This is a genomic window from Nostoc sp., from assembly GCF_036917615.1.
Lineage (GTDB): Bacteria > Cyanobacteriota > Cyanobacteriia > Cyanobacteriales > Nostocaceae > Nostoc.
In genome coordinates this window covers 17,642-34,685 of record NZ_JBALCZ010000064.1, presented here as the reverse complement: position 1 = coordinate 34,685, position 17,044 = coordinate 17,642, and the positions used below count along the sequence as shown (strand labels likewise).

The 17,044-nt window shown below is 41.3% G+C and carries 14 protein-coding genes; 6 read left to right on the top strand and 8 right to left on the bottom strand.

Annotated features, from left to right (window positions below; translation table 11 throughout):
- Nucleotides 1–542: 542 nt before the first annotated feature.
- Both V7K85_RS22760 and V7K85_RS22755 read right to left on the bottom strand, forming a co-directional pair.
- The gene (locus V7K85_RS22760) at nucleotides 543–1,952 is read right to left on the bottom strand and encodes an AAA-like domain-containing protein (RefSeq protein ID WP_334816793.1); all 1,410 of its coding nucleotides are present in this window, start codon (nucleotides 1,950–1,952) and stop codon (nucleotides 543–545) included.
- A gap of 272 nt (nucleotides 1,953–2,224) precedes the next feature.
- Complete coding sequence (locus tag V7K85_RS22755; RefSeq protein ID WP_334816792.1) at nucleotides 2,225–2,383, bottom strand: hypothetical protein; 159 nt, start codon at nucleotides 2,381–2,383, stop codon at nucleotides 2,225–2,227.
- Nucleotides 2,384–2,454: 71 nt separating this feature from the next.
- On the opposite strand from V7K85_RS22755, the gene V7K85_RS22750 reads away from it, so the two are divergent.
- The 4 genes from V7K85_RS22750 (at nucleotide 2,455) to V7K85_RS22735 (ending at nucleotide 7,678) form a co-directional block, all read left to right on the top strand.
- Complete coding sequence (locus V7K85_RS22750) at nucleotides 2,455–4,005, top strand: PAS domain-containing sensor histidine kinase (RefSeq protein WP_334816790.1); 1,551 nt, start codon at nucleotides 2,455–2,457, stop codon at nucleotides 4,003–4,005.
- Nucleotides 4,006–4,345: 340 nt separating this feature from the next.
- Nucleotides 4,346–4,945, top strand: a complete 600-nt coding sequence (locus V7K85_RS22745; RefSeq protein WP_334816788.1) for a cytochrome b/b6 domain-containing protein — start codon at nucleotides 4,346–4,348, stop codon at nucleotides 4,943–4,945.
- 71 nt (nucleotides 4,946–5,016) lie between these two features.
- Nucleotides 5,017–6,450 (top strand): bifunctional orotidine-5'-phosphate decarboxylase/orotate phosphoribosyltransferase, encoded by a 1,434-nt coding sequence (locus V7K85_RS22740; RefSeq protein WP_334816786.1) that lies wholly within the window; start codon nucleotides 5,017–5,019, stop codon nucleotides 6,448–6,450.
- Between the two features lie 127 nt (nucleotides 6,451–6,577).
- Nucleotides 6,578–7,678, top strand: coding sequence for an AI-2E family transporter (locus V7K85_RS22735; protein WP_334816864.1), 1,101 nt, complete (start codon nucleotides 6,578–6,580; stop codon nucleotides 7,676–7,678).
- A gap of 199 nt (nucleotides 7,679–7,877) precedes the next feature.
- Here V7K85_RS22735 and V7K85_RS22730 read toward each other — a convergent pair whose 3' ends face one another.
- Nucleotides 7,878–10,331 carry an ATP-dependent Clp protease ATP-binding subunit gene (locus V7K85_RS22730; RefSeq protein WP_334816784.1) on the bottom strand — a complete coding sequence of 818 codons (2,454 nt, stop codon included), beginning with the start codon at nucleotides 10,329–10,331 and terminating at the stop codon, nucleotides 7,878–7,880.
- A 335-nt stretch (nucleotides 10,332–10,666) separates the two neighbouring features.
- Here V7K85_RS22730 and V7K85_RS22725 point away from each other — a divergent pair, with 335 nt between their 5' ends.
- Together V7K85_RS22725 and V7K85_RS22720 are read left to right on the top strand one after the other, a co-directional pair.
- Complete coding sequence (locus tag V7K85_RS22725; protein WP_334735277.1) at nucleotides 10,667–10,963, top strand: DUF3288 family protein; 297 nt, start codon at nucleotides 10,667–10,669, stop codon at nucleotides 10,961–10,963.
- A 3-nt stretch (nucleotides 10,964–10,966) separates the two neighbouring features.
- Nucleotides 10,967–11,188, top strand: a complete 222-nt coding sequence (locus V7K85_RS22720; protein WP_334816782.1) for a hypothetical protein — start codon at nucleotides 10,967–10,969, stop codon at nucleotides 11,186–11,188.
- Nucleotides 11,189–11,275: 87 nt separating this feature from the next.
- On the opposite strand, the gene V7K85_RS22715 is transcribed toward V7K85_RS22720, so the two are convergent.
- The 5 genes from V7K85_RS22715 to V7K85_RS22695 form a co-directional block, all read right to left on the bottom strand.
- The gene (locus V7K85_RS22715) at nucleotides 11,276–12,712 is read right to left on the bottom strand and encodes an ATP-binding protein (protein WP_334816780.1); all 1,437 of its coding nucleotides are present in this window, start codon (nucleotides 12,710–12,712) and stop codon (nucleotides 11,276–11,278) included.
- Nucleotides 12,713–12,746: 34 nt separating this feature from the next.
- A complete protein-coding gene (locus V7K85_RS22710; protein WP_334816778.1) occupies nucleotides 12,747–12,971 on the bottom strand; it encodes a sensor histidine kinase in 225 nt (74 codons plus the stop codon).
- Entirely contained in the window at nucleotides 12,968–14,017 is a 1,050-nt protein-coding gene (locus tag V7K85_RS22705) for a GAF domain-containing sensor histidine kinase (protein WP_442940611.1), read from the bottom strand. The genes V7K85_RS22710 and V7K85_RS22705 overlap by 4 nt, the downstream gene beginning before the upstream one ends.
- Before the next feature lie 126 nt (nucleotides 14,018–14,143).
- Nucleotides 14,144–16,225: an ATP-binding protein gene (locus tag V7K85_RS22700; RefSeq protein ID WP_334816775.1), complete on the bottom strand. Its 2,082-nt coding sequence runs from the start codon at nucleotides 16,223–16,225 to the stop codon at nucleotides 14,144–14,146.
- A 13-nt stretch (nucleotides 16,226–16,238) separates the two neighbouring features.
- Complete coding sequence (locus V7K85_RS22695; protein WP_334816774.1) at nucleotides 16,239–17,015, bottom strand: serine/threonine protein kinase; 777 nt, start codon at nucleotides 17,013–17,015, stop codon at nucleotides 16,239–16,241.
- Nucleotides 17,016–17,044 lie beyond the last annotated feature (29 nt).

Below are 17,044 nucleotides of genomic sequence, written 5' to 3'. Positions count from 1 at the left end.
GCAAATCTTAGCGATCGCCTCCCCTCAAATCCAGAATAAACTACATGCAGCTACAAATTTACAGGTTTTGTGCCAAGCATACCGTAATAAAACTGAAAAGCGCGTTAGCGAAGCTTACCGAAGGTATCGCCTAGACTAAAATTCATATTGAACTAAGTAAAAATGCCTGATTATTTACTCAAAATGCCATTTGACTTACTCAAAATGAGCTTTTGCTTTCTCAAAAGCAGCTTTTACTTTCTCATTTTGGTGTTTTCCGCAAGCAAAAGCAGCTTTTGCTTACTCATTTTAGTGTTTTCCGCAAGCAAAATGAGCTTTTACTTTCTCAAAAGCAGCTTTTGCTTACTCATTTTGGTGTTTTCCGCAAGCAAAATCAGCTCTTACTTTCTCAAAAGCAGCTTTTGCTTACTCATTTGAGTAATTAACGCATTCATTTTGGTATATCATTGAGCCGAAAGCTTGCGTAGGCGTAGCCCGTTGGAGACATCGCTTTAGAAAAGAAGTGTAAATCGATAAGCGATCGCCTGGTTTAGAAATGAACATTACTCAAATAAATCAAATCCCTTTTCGCTTCTCAACTTTCTGTCAAAAGTTGCTGTTGAATTACAACCAGAATTTTGAACACTTGTTTTCAGATATTGTCGGAAATATAAACGATATAATTCACACGCAGGAGTACTGCGATCGCCTTCTAAATTAATTAGCCCCATACTCTGTAATTTATCTGCCAATGCTGGCTCTAATTTCACATAATTTGTAGCGTTAATCACTTCATAAAAAGCATTTCCCAATTCTGGCTTTTCTCCTAGTGCTAAGACAAACTGCCTTAAATACTCGTGATAAATTCCTGCTTCTGTGGGTGCTTGTTGCAATAGCTGCCCTAAATCCCGTTCTAATCCACCTTTACCCACAAGGTGATACAATGCCAATCGCACCAAATAAGGATGTCCTCCCACCATTGCCATCAAACTTTCGGCATCTTTACCATCTGTCCAATCCAAGCCGTGACGTTGTGCTAAATTCTCCACCTGCTCTTTCGTAAAGGGAGGTAAATTAATTGTCAAACCAATATTAAATGGTGATTGAGTTAGTTTTCTGGGAACAAGAATTTCTGTTGAATAAACCAGAATCAGGCGCAGTTTTTGCCAAATTTCTACACCTTTAGCTTGTTCATGCCAAGTTCGCACCAGTGATAACAATTTCCCGGCAATTTCTTGATACTCAAACACCCAATCCACTTCATTCAATACCAAGACAAGGGGACTTGAGAGCGCAGACAGTAAATATTCTTGGAAATAGATAGAGCAGCTGACTTTGCTATCCATATCTTCATCCCAGTAATCATTAAGTTTTGGTTCTAGCTGTAACTCCCGACTGACGTTGGCACAGAACCAGCGCAAAAATTTATCCAAACTAGCAAATACTGCTTTATCTGCTTGCTGAAAGTCTAAAGTCACGGTGCGAAAGCCTTGATTGCTAGCGCGTGCAAGCAACCGCAAAATCAGAGAGCTTTTCCCCATCTTCTTGGGTGCTTTAATGCAGATGACACTCCCAGGTTCAGCCATTTCTGCGTAGGCGAGTTCCTCAATTGGTAAACGAGGGATGTAGAATCTGGAATTAAGGGATACTGCCCCACTAGGAAATTCTAAGGAAATAGCCGTGGCTGCTCGGTTAAATTCCTTAACTAACTGCTGATGCGCTTTGCTAAGACGATGATTTTCTAAAGTCTGGCGGAAGTTGGATTTATTTATCGGTTCTTTGCAAAAATCACTTAGTAGTTGCCATAAATGAGCAGCAACTTGCCTGACACGTTCCTCGCCGTAGTCAGCTTCACAGGCTATATTCGTGTAGGTTTTTCCTGACCACGAAGAACGCAATATGATTTCTTGGAATGTCGTTAAACCGGTTGCTTGACTGGCTTTTAGTAGCAATACTACTTCATCTATAGTCATTACTCATTGGCTCTAATTCAGCATGAAATTTTCTCACACCATTATGCTTTGGAACTCAATGTTGCGTGCCTTCTATGGATAGCAGCCAGCCTTGACCAAAAAAGCTACAAAAAATTATTGACAAATTTTTCTCTCCTGAAACATTTGACGTGACTTAATCAGCGAATTTTTTTTACAAATTTTTCCGACTTTTTCAGTGATTATATGTGATTTGAACAACTTTTTTTAGACATATCTTAGAATGTAGATGCACACAATGTAGCTATTTTTTTCTAAAAAATCGCCACTGCGATCGCAACAGAGGTCACATTCGTCCCTTTACCTTTTTCTAAATTCCATCCAAATTGATGATATGGGCTGATATATCTCCAACCGAAGTTACAGCCTAATAAACCAAGTTGACGATTTGTTAACCAAACCATACTGTCCATAACTGGATCGTCAGGGTGCTAAGACAGCGTAGAGAGAGCTACAGGATATCTTCCTCATCGTACCAGCAGCTATGCATATCGAAGAACCCGCTACCCATGAACTGGAAACTCCAATTTCAGTACAAGATTCCCAGAGTTTCCCAGAATCACAGCCACTGCAAAAAGGACAAAAAGACCTATCTCAAGAAAATTTAGATCCTTGTCAATGCTCACAAGCCGCCTTAAAAATGGCATTAATAGCCAGTGGCTTGGGATTGTGGGATTGGAATCTGATAACTGACAAAACCTATTATGATCCTCAGTGGAAGCGCATCCTGGGGTATGAAGTAGACGAAATCGATAATGAGCATAAATCCTTTGAGCAACTTGTACATCCGCAGGATTTACCCAGAATTCGCCAGCTATTGCACGATTATCTCCAAGGATGCACACCTGTGTTTGAAGTTGAATTGCGAATGTTGACTAAATCCGGCGAGTGGAAGTGGATTCTGGCTTGTGGAAAAGTATTTCAGTGGGATGAATTGGGTAAACCAGTGCGGATGGCGGGAACGCACAAGGATATTAGTCAGGATAAGGCGATCGCTATTCAACAATACCAACTATTTGAACAAGTCCAAAGAGAAATTGCTCAACGCCAGTCTACCGAAGACCAAGTTAGGGAAAAATCACAGCAGCTAGAAATTACCCTGATAGAACTCAAACATACCCAAAAGCAGTTATTACAGAACGAGAAAATGGCTAATCTCGGTCAACTGGTGGCGGATATGGCTAATGAAATTAACAACCCCGTTAGCTTCATCTACGGCAATCTCCATCCCGCCAGTCAATACGCTGAAGACTTAATTAGAATCATTGAACTTTACCAATATTACTATCCCACACCAAACCCAGTCATTGCCTCACATCTGCAACGTCTCGACCTCGGTTTCGTGAAGACAGACTTTTTAAAGTTGCTGTGGTCAATGCGAGCCGGATCTGAGCGCGTTAAAGAAATTGTTTTCGCCTTGCGGAATTTTTCAAGCTCTGACGAAGGTCAAATGAAAAAGTTTGACCTGCATGAAGGACTTGATAGTGTTTTGAGAATTTTGCAACATCGTCTGAAACAACAGCCTGATAGAGTGGGGATTGAAGTAATCAAAAACTTTGGGGAATTGCCCTTAATTCAGTGCTATGCTGGTGATTTAAATCAGGTATTCATGAACATCTTGACTAATGCCATTGATACCTTAGAAGAAAGGATGAAACATGATTATTCATTTACTCCTAAGATTTTGATTCATACAGAAATTGTTAGCAGTCATTTATCATTAGTCAACAGTAATAAACCTTGGGTAAATGATAACCAGCTAGGGAAAAAGCACAAAGTTATAATTCGGATTTCTGATAATGGTAAAGGTATACTTCCCCATATACAAAGACATATATTTGAACCATTTTTTACCACCAAACCAGTAGGGAAAGGTAAGGGACTAGGACTATCAATTAGTCAGGAAATTATAGTTGAAAAACATCAAGGTAAACTTAAGTGTAATTCTAAATTAGGTGAAGGTACAGAGTTGGTTATTGAGATGAATACAACAGCAAAACACTATATTGCTCTTAAAAAACACGCCAGCTTTTAGGCAATATTTAAGAATTTCACAAATTTTAAAAAACTTGACAGTAAGGAAATATTGGGGGGTGGTTTTTAAAACCCCTCTTTTTTTGAGATAAAAATAGAATTTTGCTCAAAAGCTAAACGATTGTGTCAACTTCAGGTGAAAACCTATCTGCAAGAAGCTTTGAGAGCTGGACTCGTTCCTAACCTGAGTCCACGAATCACATCTGTGTGCCTTGCATCCTGTATTCCACGTTTCAATTGAATCGGAGGATGAGAAAATAATGGTAAGTAATAATCCCCAAACTTGCTGGGCTATTTACCCAAGACAGATAAACAGCGAATTATTATATCAGTCAAAATCTATGACTTCGACTGTTCCCTCTCAAACTCGGAAACCGCCTACTCAAGCAATAAGAGCTAAAATTTTCCACTCCTGTAACATCATTAGTCTGTTTATCATGCTCACCAGTGGACTACAAATTTATAACGCCAACCCTGTTTTTGGTGGACGTTCAGGTTTGCACATTCCTCCGATATTTACCTTAGGAGGTTGGCTTGCAGGAGGTAGACACTGGCATTTTGCAGCAATGTGGCTATTCTCACTGAATCTCTTGTGGTATGGAATTTACGTTTTAATTACCCGGCGCTGGCGACATCGGTTTGTAGGTGCCAATGACTTCAAAGCATTACAAAAAAGTCACAATTCCCAGCGCCTAATTTATGCTTGGCATCGTATTGCCTATACAGCAATTATTCCTATTTTGCTGCTGGCGTTATTTACAGGAATAGGAATGTATAAACCTGCTCAATTTCCCTGGATTGTGGATTTATTTGGCAATTGGCAAGCATTGCGAATCGTTCACTTTAGCTCAGTACCGATGGTTATCTTATTTGTAGTGATTCACTCTCGATTAGGGCGGAAAGCTGGAGGTACTCAACTAACAGAATCGATGTTTTGGTAAACGAACTATGGTCACGGAGACGCAGGGACGCGAAGACCAATAACCAATGACTCTTTTTAAAACTGAAAAATATGAACTTTTTTGATAAATTGAATCGTAATATCTTGCAAAATCAAAGCTTACTGTTTGTCGGACTTGATCCAAATCCAGAGATGATGCCTGTGCGTTATGAATCAGAAGAACTCATCGTTGGTTTGGAGAAGTGGTTACAATTCATTATTGCTGAAACTTCTGATTTCGTATGTGCCTATAAACCGACATTTGGCTTTTATGAAGCGCTAGGTATTCCAGGTTTAGAACTACTGTACAAAACTTTAGCAGCTATTCCAGCCCACATCCCAGTTATTTTAGATGTCAAACACAGTGACCTAAATACTAGTACCATTTTTGCCCGGACTGTGTTTACTGAATGGCAGATGGATGCAATCACTCTCAGTCCCTATACAGGACAAGATCATGTAGCACCTTTTTTGGTATATCCTGATAAAGCAGTGTTTATTTTATGCTGTACTTCTAATCCAAGTGCAGAAGCTTTACAGCAATATCCTACAAACGAATCGCCGCTTTATTTACAGGTGGTAAAAGAATCAAAAACCTGGGGGACTCCAGAACAATTGGGTTTGGAAGTAGGAACTACAAATCCTGAAGTTTTAGCACTTATTCGCTCAATTGCTCCTGAACGAATTATTATGGCGCGTAGCATCTGGGCAGAAGGCCCAAACCTGAAGCAAATTTTAGAAGCAGGTTTGAATGCTAACGGTGATGGTTTGCTGATTCCTGTTCCTCAAGATATGTTGGGAAATACACAACTATCTGAGGAAATCCAGTCTCTACGCGCAGAAATTAATCAAATCAAAGCTGAAATTATTCACGAAAATTCCACATGTTCTGTGTGGTTTCCTGATGTTTGTTTGCTAAATCAGCACCCTCAACAGGATTTGATTTTACAACTTTATGACATTGACTGTATTATGTTTGGCAGCTTTGTTCAAGCATCAGGAGCAATATTTCCTTATTACATCGACTTACGCAAAATTATTTCCAACCCCCAAGTTTTTAATCAAGTTATCACTGCCTATGAAGATATTTTGAAGAACCTGAATTTTGATAGGTTAGCAGGTATTCCCTATGGTTCATTACCTACTGCGACTGGTTTATCTTTGCGTCTTAATTGTCCGATGATTTTCCCCCGTAAAGAGGTGAAGGCACACGGAACTCGAAGAGTAATTGAGGGTAACTTTCATCCTGGTGAAACAGTTGTGGTGGTTGACGATATTCTCATTAGCGGCAAAAGTGTCATGGAAGGGGCAGGAAAGTTGGAATCAGCAGGATTAAATGTTAATGATATTGTGGTATTTATCGACCATGAACAAGGAGTGAAAGACAGGCTACAGCAAAATGGTTATCGAGGCCATGCAGTTTTAACTATTTCTGAAATTACTAATACTCTCTATCAAGCAGGCCGAATAAGTGAGGAGCAATTTTTAGCTTTTACTGAAAGTTAGTAATCGAAATAATCGAGAGTAAGGAGTAGGGAATGGGGGAATATTTTTCTTATCTACTTCCCTTGAAGCATATTTAATTCCCAGGTTAAATCTAGTAACTAGCATAATTTTGATTTTTAAATTGATGATGAATTTTTCACTGAATCAACTACTTAGATGGTTAATTTTTACGCTGCTATTTCCTCTAGTCTTTCTCAATGGTTGGCTAGCATTTTTGCTTGTTAAAAATTTTCAACCTGTTGTAACAATTCTTGTCTTGGCGACTTTGCTTGCATTCGTTTTAAACTATCCTGTTTCGATTCTCCAAGAGCGGGGAGTTAAACGCAGCTTTGCAGTAGCCTTAGTTTTTATATTAGCATTGGTAATTATTGTTGCTCTGGGTATCATTTTATTGCCCATTATTTTAGAGCAATTTAATGAAATGGTTAAAGTCCTTCCTCGATGGATTGATTCTAGTGAAGAAAAACTTCAGATTGTAAATGATTGGTTTTTTAGGCATAAATTGAATGTGAATTTCAGCCAGTTAGTAACACGAATAACGGATCAACTACCGACTGAACTAGAGTTTATTTCAGATAAACTTTTAAGTATTATCATAGATACAATTGATAGTATTTCTGAGGCATTAATTACGGTAGTGCTGACTTTTTATCTATTGTTAGATGGCCCAAGAATTTGGCAGGAAATATTTAAAAAGTTGCCTGGAAGTTTTGCTCATAAGGTAAGTCAATCTATTCAGCAAAACTTCCAAAATTACTTGATTGGTCAGGGAACTTTGGCTTTGCTGATGGGAGTTTCAGTGACATTATTGTTTTTAGCTTTTCAAGTCCAGTTTGCTTTACTCTTTGGTTTGACAGTTGGGCTTTTGAGCTTAATTCCCTTTGGGGATGTCATCAGTCTGATTGTGATCATTTTAATAATAGCCACACATGATTTTTGGCTAGCAGCGAAGGTTGCTGCGGTAGCTGTTGTGATTGATCAGTTAATTGATCAGGCGATCGCACCGCGGTTATTAGGTAAATTTACTGGTATTAGACCAATATGGGTGTTAATTGCTTTGCTTGTAGGAACCAATGTTGGTGGAGTCTTGGGTTTGCTAATTGCGGTACCTGTAGCTGGTTTTATCAAAGATGCAACAGATGGTTTTTCTAAATCTAGTGATTCTGAGGATGTAGTTAAGAGTGAATTAGCATCAAAATTGTTGGCAGAGGAATCAATATCGCAATGAGTTGTTAATAGAATCAGCCGTTTTCAATTGCATTTAAAAGAAAATTGCATAAAAAAACCCCCGGTATTTCTACCGGAGGTGAAAGATATAATACCATTTCACTTTATGTTTGTCGGAGATGACCCTGCTTGTGCCTCTACTTAGATAAGAGGCTGGAGTGTTTCTCAAATATTACAGCAAAAAGTGATCAGGTATAAAATTAGCCAACATTTGCCAAGAGTAGTTCTCGTTTTTCTGATTTTTGTACTCTTACCTGAGAGTCATCATCAACATCGATAATCGCTGTGTCTCCATCTGTAATTTGACCAGACAGCAGTGCTTCGGCGAGAGAATCTTCTAAAAGGCGCATAATTGCCCGACGTAATGGCCTAGCGCCGTAGCTGGGGTTATAGCCTTCTTGTACTACAAGCTCTTTGAAGCGATCGCTAACTTCTAGGATAATTCCCTTTTCCGTCAAGCGGCTAGCAACATCGCGGAGCATAATTTCAGCGATTTGTTTAACTTCATTCTTGGAAAGTTGGGTGAAGACGATAATTTCATCGAGACGGTTGAGGAATTCAGGACGGAAGTAAGCTTTCAATTCCTCATTTACTAAGGTGCGGATGCGGTTGTAACTAGCATCGGCTTGAGTGTCGAAGTCAAAGCCTAAACCACTACCACCTTTTTCAATCACCTTAGAACCGATGTTGGAAGTCAAAATGATCAGCGTGTTCTTGAAGTCCACTTTCCGACCTTTAGCATCGGTAAGGTGACCGTCATCCAAGAGTTGCAGCAACATATTGAATACATCGGGGTGTGCCTTTTCGATTTCGTCGAATAGCAGCACTGTGTAAGGTTTCCGCCGCACAGCTTCAGTCAGTTGTCCGCCTTCGTCGTATCCCACATAACCAGGAGGCGAACCAATTAGCTTGGCGACTGTGTGGCTTTCCATGTATTCGGACATATCTAGGCGAATCATCGAGTCTTCCGAACCGAAGAAGTAGGCAGCTAGTGCCTTCGCCAATTCTGTTTTACCGACTCCAGTCGGCCCAGAGAAGATAAAGCTAGCAATGGGACGATTGGGATTTTTTAGTCCGACGCGGGCGCGACGGATACCGCGAGATACAGCCGAGACTGCTTGCTCTTGACCGATGAGCCGCTGATGCAAAGTGTCTTCTAGGTGCAGGAGCAACTCTGACTCAGATTCAGTTAGCTTGTTGACTGGTACACCAGTCCAAGAGGCAACGATTTGGGCGATGTCTTCTTCGTCAACGACGGTGGAGTTGACAGATTGATCGTTTTGTGTAAATGTTGCTTGCAGTTGTTCTGCAAGTTGTAACTCTTGGTCGCGCAAGCTTCCTGCTTTGTCAAAATCTTGGACTCTGACTGCTGCTTCTTTAGCTTTGGTAACGCCAACGAGTTCACGCTTGAGTTCTTTATTAGGAGAACTCTGAGAGTTCCGCAGACGAACGCGAGAACCAGCTTCATCAATCAAGTCTATTGCCTTATCGGGCAAGAAGCGATCGCTAATATAGCGGTCTGATAATTGTGCTGCTGCTACAAGTGCCGCATCCAAAATTGTGACTTTGTGGTGCTGTTCATAAGCGCCGCGCAAGCCGTAGAGAATTTGTACGGTTTCCTCTACTGAGGGTTCCCCAACCATAATCGGTTGGAAACGACGCTCTAGGGCGGCATCGCGCTCGATATGCTTACGATATTCATCCAGGGTAGTTGCGCCAATGCACTGGAGTTCACCTCGTGCTAAAGCAGGTTTGAGGATGTTAGCTGCATCCAAGCCACCTTCTGTACCACCAGCGCCAACCAAGGTGTGAATTTCGTCAATCACTAAGATGATATTGCCCACAGTGCGGACTTCTTCCACGACTTTTTTGATGCGTTCTTCAAAATCGCCACGGAAGCGAGTTCCAGCTACCAATGACCCCATATCGAGGCTGATAACTTGCTTGTCCTGTAAGGTTTCGGGAACATCCTGGTTGACAATCCGTTGAGCTAGACCTTCGGCGATCGCAGTTTTACCAACTCCTGGTTCTCCAATCAACACTGGGTTATTCTTAGTGCGGCGACCGAGAATTTGGATAGCACGCTCAATTTCTTTCTGGCGACCAACTACGGGGTCGAGTCTGCCTTCTTGTGCTAATTTGGTCAAATTCCTGCCAAACTCTTCCATAGTTAGCGGTTGGGTACGCTTTTGACTACCACTACCAGCGAAAGCTGGTGCATTTTCACCCAAACGGCGAACTATGGCACTGCGAACAGTTTTGAAGTCAACCCCTAGATTTTGTAGTACTTTGGCGGCGACACCTTCACCAGCCTCGGTCAATCCTAAGAGTAAGTGTTCAGTGTTAATGTAATTCTGTCCCAGACTATGAGCTTCTTTAAACGATTGCTCAAAGAGGCTTTTCACCTTGGGGGTAAAAGGAATTTCTGGTGGTACAAAGCCAGAACCCCTACCAATAATTTTTTCTACCTCGCGACGTGCGTCTTTGAGGGTAACGCCTAACTCGGCCAGCACTTTAGCAGCAACCCCAGTTCCTTCTCCCATCAAACCCAGGAGAATTTGTTCAGTTCCTACGAAGTTGTGTCCCAGGCGACGTGCTTCCTCCTGAGCTAACATAATTACTCTAATGGCTTCGGAAGTGAAGTGTTCAAACATAATGGGTTCTTTGCTCCCTCGCTGCTTGGACTTTGGGTGACATAAAATTCACCCTCATCTAAAGTTTTTTGTATTTTCTTAAGGACTAATGTAACTTTATTTAAAGTTAACTGGCAGTGGTGAGAGCCGTAAGACCTCAGGTGTAGTTGCCGTCTAATAGGAGTTAGGAGTGATGAGTTAGTAAGGAGTTCTAAATTTTACAATTAGCTTTTCAGTGTAGAAGATGATTTTCTTTTGCCTTTTCTGCTCCTGTGCTCTAGGCTAAACTTAAAAACTATGACTCAGCACTTCTAACTCCTAACTCCTAACTCCTAACTTCTCACTCAGGACTCACGATGACTGAAGCAACGGCCGGTAAAGACCAACAACATCCTCTTTATAACCGCGATCGCCCCCTTATTGATATTTTACTCTCTCAAGAGGCGACAGACTATAACTTAGCAGAATTGGCTAGACTGCGAATGCGTTATCAAGGGTTTCCAGGGGCGAGAGACATCCAAAAAGACCTAGATAAAGTCTTGCAGCAGTGGGGTTTGACCGAAGCCGAGCTTTTTGAGAAAACTCGCAAAATTCACGATTTGGGGGGAATTTACAAAAGTCGCGGCAAGAAAGAGGAACAGGATTGGAATTAGGGCATGGGGCATTGGACATGGGACATGGGGCATTGGGCATTGGGCATTGGGCATGGGGCATGGGGCATGGGGCATGGGGCATGGGGCATTGGGCATTGGGCATTAGTATATTCCCTTGCACTCCAAACTCCAAACTCCAAACTCCAAACTCCAAACTCCAAACTCCAAACTCCAAACTCCAAACTCCAAACTCCAAACTCCAAACTCCAAACTCCAAACTCCTAGCTCCTAGCTCCTAGCTCCAAACTCCAAACTCCAAACTCCAAACTCCAAACTCCAAACTCCAAACTCCTAGCTCCTAGCTCCTAGCTCCTAACTCAGCACTGGAATGATGATCGCTAATTCTGTGCCTTTGCCTAATTCAGATGTGACTGTGAGTTGCCCACCATGTTTTTCTTCGACAATCTGCCGGGAAATCGACAATCCCAAACCTGTACCTTTGCCTACTGCCTTGGTGGTAAATAAGTAACCAAACAGTTTTTGCTTGACATTTTCCGACATTCCCTCGCCATTGTCTTGAATTCGGATCAAGACGTGATGCCGATCTTCAGACAAGGTGGTGGCAATTGTGATGCGATTGGGATTGTCGTTGATTTGTTGTAAACTACGCCCTTTGTTAGATTCTTCTAAAGCATCAATGGCGTTGGCAATGAGATTCATAAATACTTGGTTGAGTTGCCCAGGAAAGCATTCTAATTGAGGTATTTCTCCGTAATCTTTGACTACTTCAATGTCAGGACGATGCTCATTGGCTTTTAATCGGTGCTTCAGGATGAGTAATGTACTTTTAATGCCTTCATGAATATTAAAAAGAACCTTACAATCGCTATCTGCTCTAGAGAAGGTACGGAGACTGGCGCTGATACCACGGATGCGATCGCTACCTTCTTTCAGGGAAGAGATGAGTTTAGGCAAGTCTTCTTGCAGGTATTCTAAATCGATTGTGGTGATCGCTGACTCAATTTCTGCTCCCGGCTCAGGAAAGGTTTGCCGATAAAGGTTGATTAGTGCGAACAAGTCGTGAATGTAGTCCTGAGCAGGTTTCATATTGCCTGCAATAAAGTTAATCGGGTTATTAATCTCGTGGGCAATAGCTGTAACAAGGTTGCCCAGTGCCGACATTTTTTCCTTTTCCACGAGGCTGTATTGTGTCTGTTGCAGGTCGTGTAATGCTTGAGTTAACTGTGCTGCTTGTTGTTCTATGGTGATTAAATCGCGGTATGACCTTAAAGCAGCGATCGCACTTGTAATTAACTTTTGGCGAGTTAATTCTACCTTTAGCTTATAATCATTGATATCATAGTTCAAAATCACTGATTCTTCAGGTGCATCTCCTGGTTGTCCTGTGCGTAAAATCACCCGCACAATCTGATTTTTCAACTCCTCCCGAATATACTTAACCACCTTTAACCCAGCATCATTAGTTTCCATCACCACATCTAATAAAATAAACGCGGTATCTGGGTGAACTACAATCAGCTTTTTGGCTTCTGTACCCGAAAAAGCCGAGAGAAAAGTTAAAGGTTTGCACTCAAAGGTAAAACTTCTCAAAGCCAGCTTGGTTGCTTGGTGGACTTCAACATCATCATCCACAATCATCATTTTCCAAGCTTCAGAAGTCTCTTGTCCCTGACTCTCTACCTCCAACAGAGTTAAGTGAGTTTTATCACTTATCTGCTGTTGTTCATCTTCAAACACGAAGACTTCATCATCTGTCGGAGAGAGAGACATATGGGTATCGTTAAGCATTGTCAACCAACTTTGTTAAAAAGAACAAGAAAATTTAATAGTTTGTGGACAGAGGTAGTGTCACTGTAAATAGGGTTCCCTTTTCTATCTCACTGTGAACATGAATTGTCCCTTGTAGCTTTTGAGTGACTAAGTTGTAGACAATATGCAGACCTAAACCACTGCCTCCTTGTTGCCTAGCAGTGGTGAAGAAAGGCTCAAAAATTTTGTTTAAGTTTTCTGGTGGAATGCCGCAACCATCATCGCTATATTGAATCACAATACCTCGCCTTCTCGCCTCACCTGAATACGCAACTGCCCTGATTCGTGAAGTTGATAGGCATGAGTTAAGGAATTCATCACTAAGTTGGTGAAAATTTGCGCCAAAGCCCCAGGATAGCTGTTGATGGTGACAGTTTCATCTCCTGTCACAGTCAGGGTCTGGGAAGCTTGTTTGAGTTTGGGAGTTAAGCTGGTGACAATTTCTTCCAAATACTGCTTAACTAAAAATGTCCGGTGTTCCAAACTTGTTTGATCTACAGCTACTTGCTTAAAGCTTTGCACTAGTTCTCCGGCACGATTGAGGTTGCTGAGAATCAGGTCAGTACTTTCCTTAGCGATTTCCAGATAGTTGTTTAAGACTGAACGCTTTAATTGACCTTGTTCGACAGCCGTAACAAACAAACGAGTTTCGTCAGCCAGGGTAGAGGCGACGGTGATACTAGTGCCGACAGGTGTATTGATTTCATGGGCAACTCCAGCCACAAGACCACCCAAAGCCGCCATTTTTTCGGATTCCACCAGTTGCTTTTGGGTAGCTTTCAGGTCTTTTAGAGCTTGAGACAGTTCTTGAGTTCGTTCGGCTACCTTTTGTTCTAAGGTGTTGTACAGGGTAGCATTTTCAATCGAGATTGCGGCTTGGGAAGATAGCAAATTCAGAACTTCCATCCGTTCTGGGGTAAAGGCTCCAGTTGTGAGATTATTTTCCAAATAGACAATCCCAATCAATTTGCCTTGATTGAGGAGGGGAAAACTCAAGATAGATTTAGCTTGCTGTTGATGAATGTAAGAATCACGAGTGAAGTTACCTGCATTAGCAGCGTCGCTTAATACAACACTATCTTTGGTACGAACTACGTAATCGATAATAGCATTAGATAATATTGGTTTACTGAAGGTTTGGATGGGGATAGCTTCTCTGACTTTAACTGCATCTGAGTCAATTGTTCCTGATGCTGCAATCTGCCATTCCCCCTGTTGTTTGAGAAGTAAATAACCCTTTTCTGCCCCAGCATTTTCGATGACAATTGTCATCAGTTTGGTCAACAAAGTATCGAGCTTTATTTCTCGCCCCAGAACGTGGGAGGCTTTAAGGACACTGTTTAAGTCTAAAGAAGTTGCTCGGGTGGTACTAGTAGAGATGCTCTGAGAGGTTGGAAATTGAGGGTTTATTTAGGCTTGGGTGAAAAATTGGGGATAGCGTTTTTCTAAATCTTTTACTTTTGCTTTAGCTCCCCAGCGAGTGTAGGCATAATAGGCATTGAGTAGATAATCTTGGGCAATTCTGTCTTTGCCCCATTGGAGATAAAATCTGGCAGCGAGTTCATTAGCAAGGGCTTGTTCATTAAGATATTCATGAACTGTAGCGTTAGCGATCGCGCGATCGTACATCTCAATTGCCTCTGCTTTTTGCCCTAAGACGCGATACCGTTCAGCTTCCACTAAATAAAATTTGTGCAAGAAGTTCATCGGCGCGTACTGTGCCCATTTCTGCATTTTAGCTTGATTGACTGTGACTTTTTCTAATAAGCCTTCTTGTGCCAATGGGAGAGACTCAGAATATAAAGCTAAAGCTGTCAGAGAATCGTATAAATTGAAATGTGGTACGATTGTGGCTGCCATTACTGCATTTAGATACTTTTCCAACTCTTGGGCATTGGCTGCGGCTTGCGGGAAATCTTGGAAAAGATAGCACAGAACAAGCTTCGATAAATATAAATGTGCCAGACCGTTGCGATCGCTAGCTTGCTGATGCCAGAGTAGCATTTGCTCTTCCCGATAAACTGCCCCACTTAAAAGACAAGTATTTTCAGTTGCCCCTAGCAGATTTAAGGTTAACTGCCAATAAATAGCTAGATACTCAACAGCCATTTTGTTTTGGACTTGACGGAAGGCATGATGATAGCTAGCAATTTGCCGTTCAACTTCCACCAAGTTTTCTCCACACACCCAGGAATGCACGTTATCATAAACTGCACAAAGACCGGAAAATTCTATATCTCCTTGATCTCTACCAATTTGATAGGCTTCTTTTAAAGACTTGATGGTTTTCTGGACTGGTTCTTGCCAATGGCAGATAGTAACATTAAAAACAAAGTTGATATGACATTCGAGATATTGAGCATCGTAAAGTTTTAACAGGCTCAAAGCAAGTTGACCAAATTGATAGCCTAATGGAATCTCTACTAAGGCTCCACAGAGAATTAAACCGTACATCACATAGCCAATTGTTGATAGTGCCGTATTGCCATGTTCCAGAGATAAATTCACCATCTCTAAAACCAAAAATGGCAATACCTCATGTCCTCCCCGAAAGGCAGGTGACACGATGCTAGAAATAATTTGCATCGCTGCTAGTTGTTGCTCTGACTGCATTTGAGGCAAATTGATCAGGTGTTTAACTTCCCTTCCTGCCAAATGAACTGCTGTTTGCTGTAGTGCTTTGCTCAGTTCTAAGGGACTCAGAGGAGAGGGAAAGTTAATTTCCAAAGCTTGTAGCACTTCTAAACCCTTTGTGACAGCTGCTTGCAACTTGCCCTCAAGTGTAAGGGCTATGATTTTTATCTCATAAACTTTTACCTTGTCTAACAAAGTTTTAGCGTGTTGCAGTATCTCTTCTACCCATCTATTCATTTGTATGAAGTCACTACACAGAAGTGCTGCTTCTGCTGCTGACTCAAATAACTTTAATGTGAGGTCATAGTTTGTTTGCCAAGAGTCTGCTGCTAGTAATTTACTGCCGATTAAAAAATATTCCAAAGCAGCCTCGTAAGCCGTTGCTGCCTTGGCTTTACGTCCTGCTAATAAATTCAGCTTGACTAATTCATTCTGTTGGCTTTGAGTGTTAATTAACTCTGCACCAATATTTAATTGATTAACAATTTCAAAAATTTTCTCTTCTTGCTCTGCTGCTGAGGTATTGCTCAACATCAGTTGCCCAATTTGCAAGTGGGTTGCTTTCTTTTGCGCTTCTGGAATCAGAAAATAAGCTGCTTGTTGGACGCGATCGTGCTGGAATTTACAACTAGCTTCACTAACTTTTTTTTCATCCTTGATAATTATCAGATGATATTGATTATTTGCGGGGACAATTAAACCTTCTTTTAGTGCTGGTAATAAGTGGTCTAAAACCTGCTTGGCTGATTGCTCAGAAATGACTGCCAAGGTGGACAAATCAAAGTTATTGCCCATACAAGCAGCTAGCTGCAAAATCTTCTGAGTATCCTCTGCTAAATTGACAATTTGTCTGGTCATTAACTCGATAACATTATGAGTAATGTCCCATCAGTTTGATCACAATATCACAGAGGACTTGGGGAATGGTTTGTTCATTTTTGAATTTTGAATTTTGAATTTTGAATTGATCTGGTTGTTTAGCAATATGGCAATGAATCAACGCTAGAGGATCATTTCCTTCAAACGGCACTTCTTTTGTTAGTAACTTATAAAAAGTCACTCCTAAAGAATAGAAATCGCTGCGATAGTCGATCGCCCGGTTCATTCGACCTGTTTGCTCAGGAGAAATGTAAGTAATAGTGCCTTCTAGAACATTGGGATTTTTGAATGATTGGGTTTCTCGTGATAGAACAGTAGAGATACCAAAATCGATTACTTTAACTTGTTTGGTGTCGGGATTAAAGACAATATTTGAGGGATTAATATCTTTATGGATGATGTTAGCAGCGTGGATTTGTCTAAGGCTCTCGACGATGGAACTACCTAACTGGAGAAACTGTTCTAATTCTATTTCTCCAGCTAGCTGCAATTGGGCTAAAGAACTACCGCCGAAGTCTTCTAACACTAAGACTGGCCGTTGTTGGTGAATTTCCAAAGCGTAAACTTGGACAACTCCTGTGAGATGGAGATTGTGGATAATGTCGTATTCACGCTGGTAAGAAGCAATGCGTTCTGGCGAAGGATAAGCATCTCGCAGGGTTTTGAGAATTACAGGTTGGTCATCAGCTTCCCTGTAACCTCGATATATTAGAGAGTTGCTGCTTTCATCGATTTGGTCAATAATTTGATAGCCGGAAAGCGTGAGCATAGTTTGGGTACTCCTCAAAAGTGGGTTAA

Coding starts and splice junctions, on each gene's coding strand:
- V7K85_RS22760 (WP_334816793.1), bottom strand. CDS start 1,952: ATGACTATAGATGAAGTAGTATTGCTACTAAAAGCCAGTCAAGCAACC.
- V7K85_RS22755 (WP_334816792.1), bottom strand. CDS start 2,383: ATGGACAGTATGGTTTGGTTAACAAATCGTCAACTTGGTTTATTAGGC.
- V7K85_RS22750 (WP_334816790.1), top strand. CDS start 2,455: ATGCATATCGAAGAACCCGCTACCCATGAACTGGAAACTCCAATTTCA.
- V7K85_RS22745 (WP_334816788.1), top strand. CDS start 4,346: ATGACTTCGACTGTTCCCTCTCAAACTCGGAAACCGCCTACTCAAGCA.
- V7K85_RS22740 (WP_334816786.1), top strand. CDS start 5,017: ATGAACTTTTTTGATAAATTGAATCGTAATATCTTGCAAAATCAAAGC.
- V7K85_RS22735 (WP_334816864.1), top strand. CDS start 6,578: ATGAATTTTTCACTGAATCAACTACTTAGATGGTTAATTTTTACGCTG.
- V7K85_RS22730 (WP_334816784.1), bottom strand. CDS start 10,331: ATGTTTGAACACTTCACTTCCGAAGCCATTAGAGTAATTATGTTAGCT.
- V7K85_RS22725 (WP_334735277.1), top strand. CDS start 10,667: ATGACTGAAGCAACGGCCGGTAAAGACCAACAACATCCTCTTTATAAC.
- V7K85_RS22720 (WP_334816782.1), top strand. CDS start 10,967: ATGGGGCATTGGACATGGGACATGGGGCATTGGGCATTGGGCATTGGG.
- V7K85_RS22715 (WP_334816780.1), bottom strand. CDS start 12,712: ATGCTTAACGATACCCATATGTCTCTCTCTCCGACAGATGATGAAGTC.
- V7K85_RS22700 (WP_334816775.1), bottom strand. CDS start 16,225: ATGACCAGACAAATTGTCAATTTAGCAGAGGATACTCAGAAGATTTTG.
- V7K85_RS22695 (WP_334816774.1), bottom strand. CDS start 17,015: ATGCTCACGCTTTCCGGCTATCAAATTATTGACCAAATCGATGAAAGC.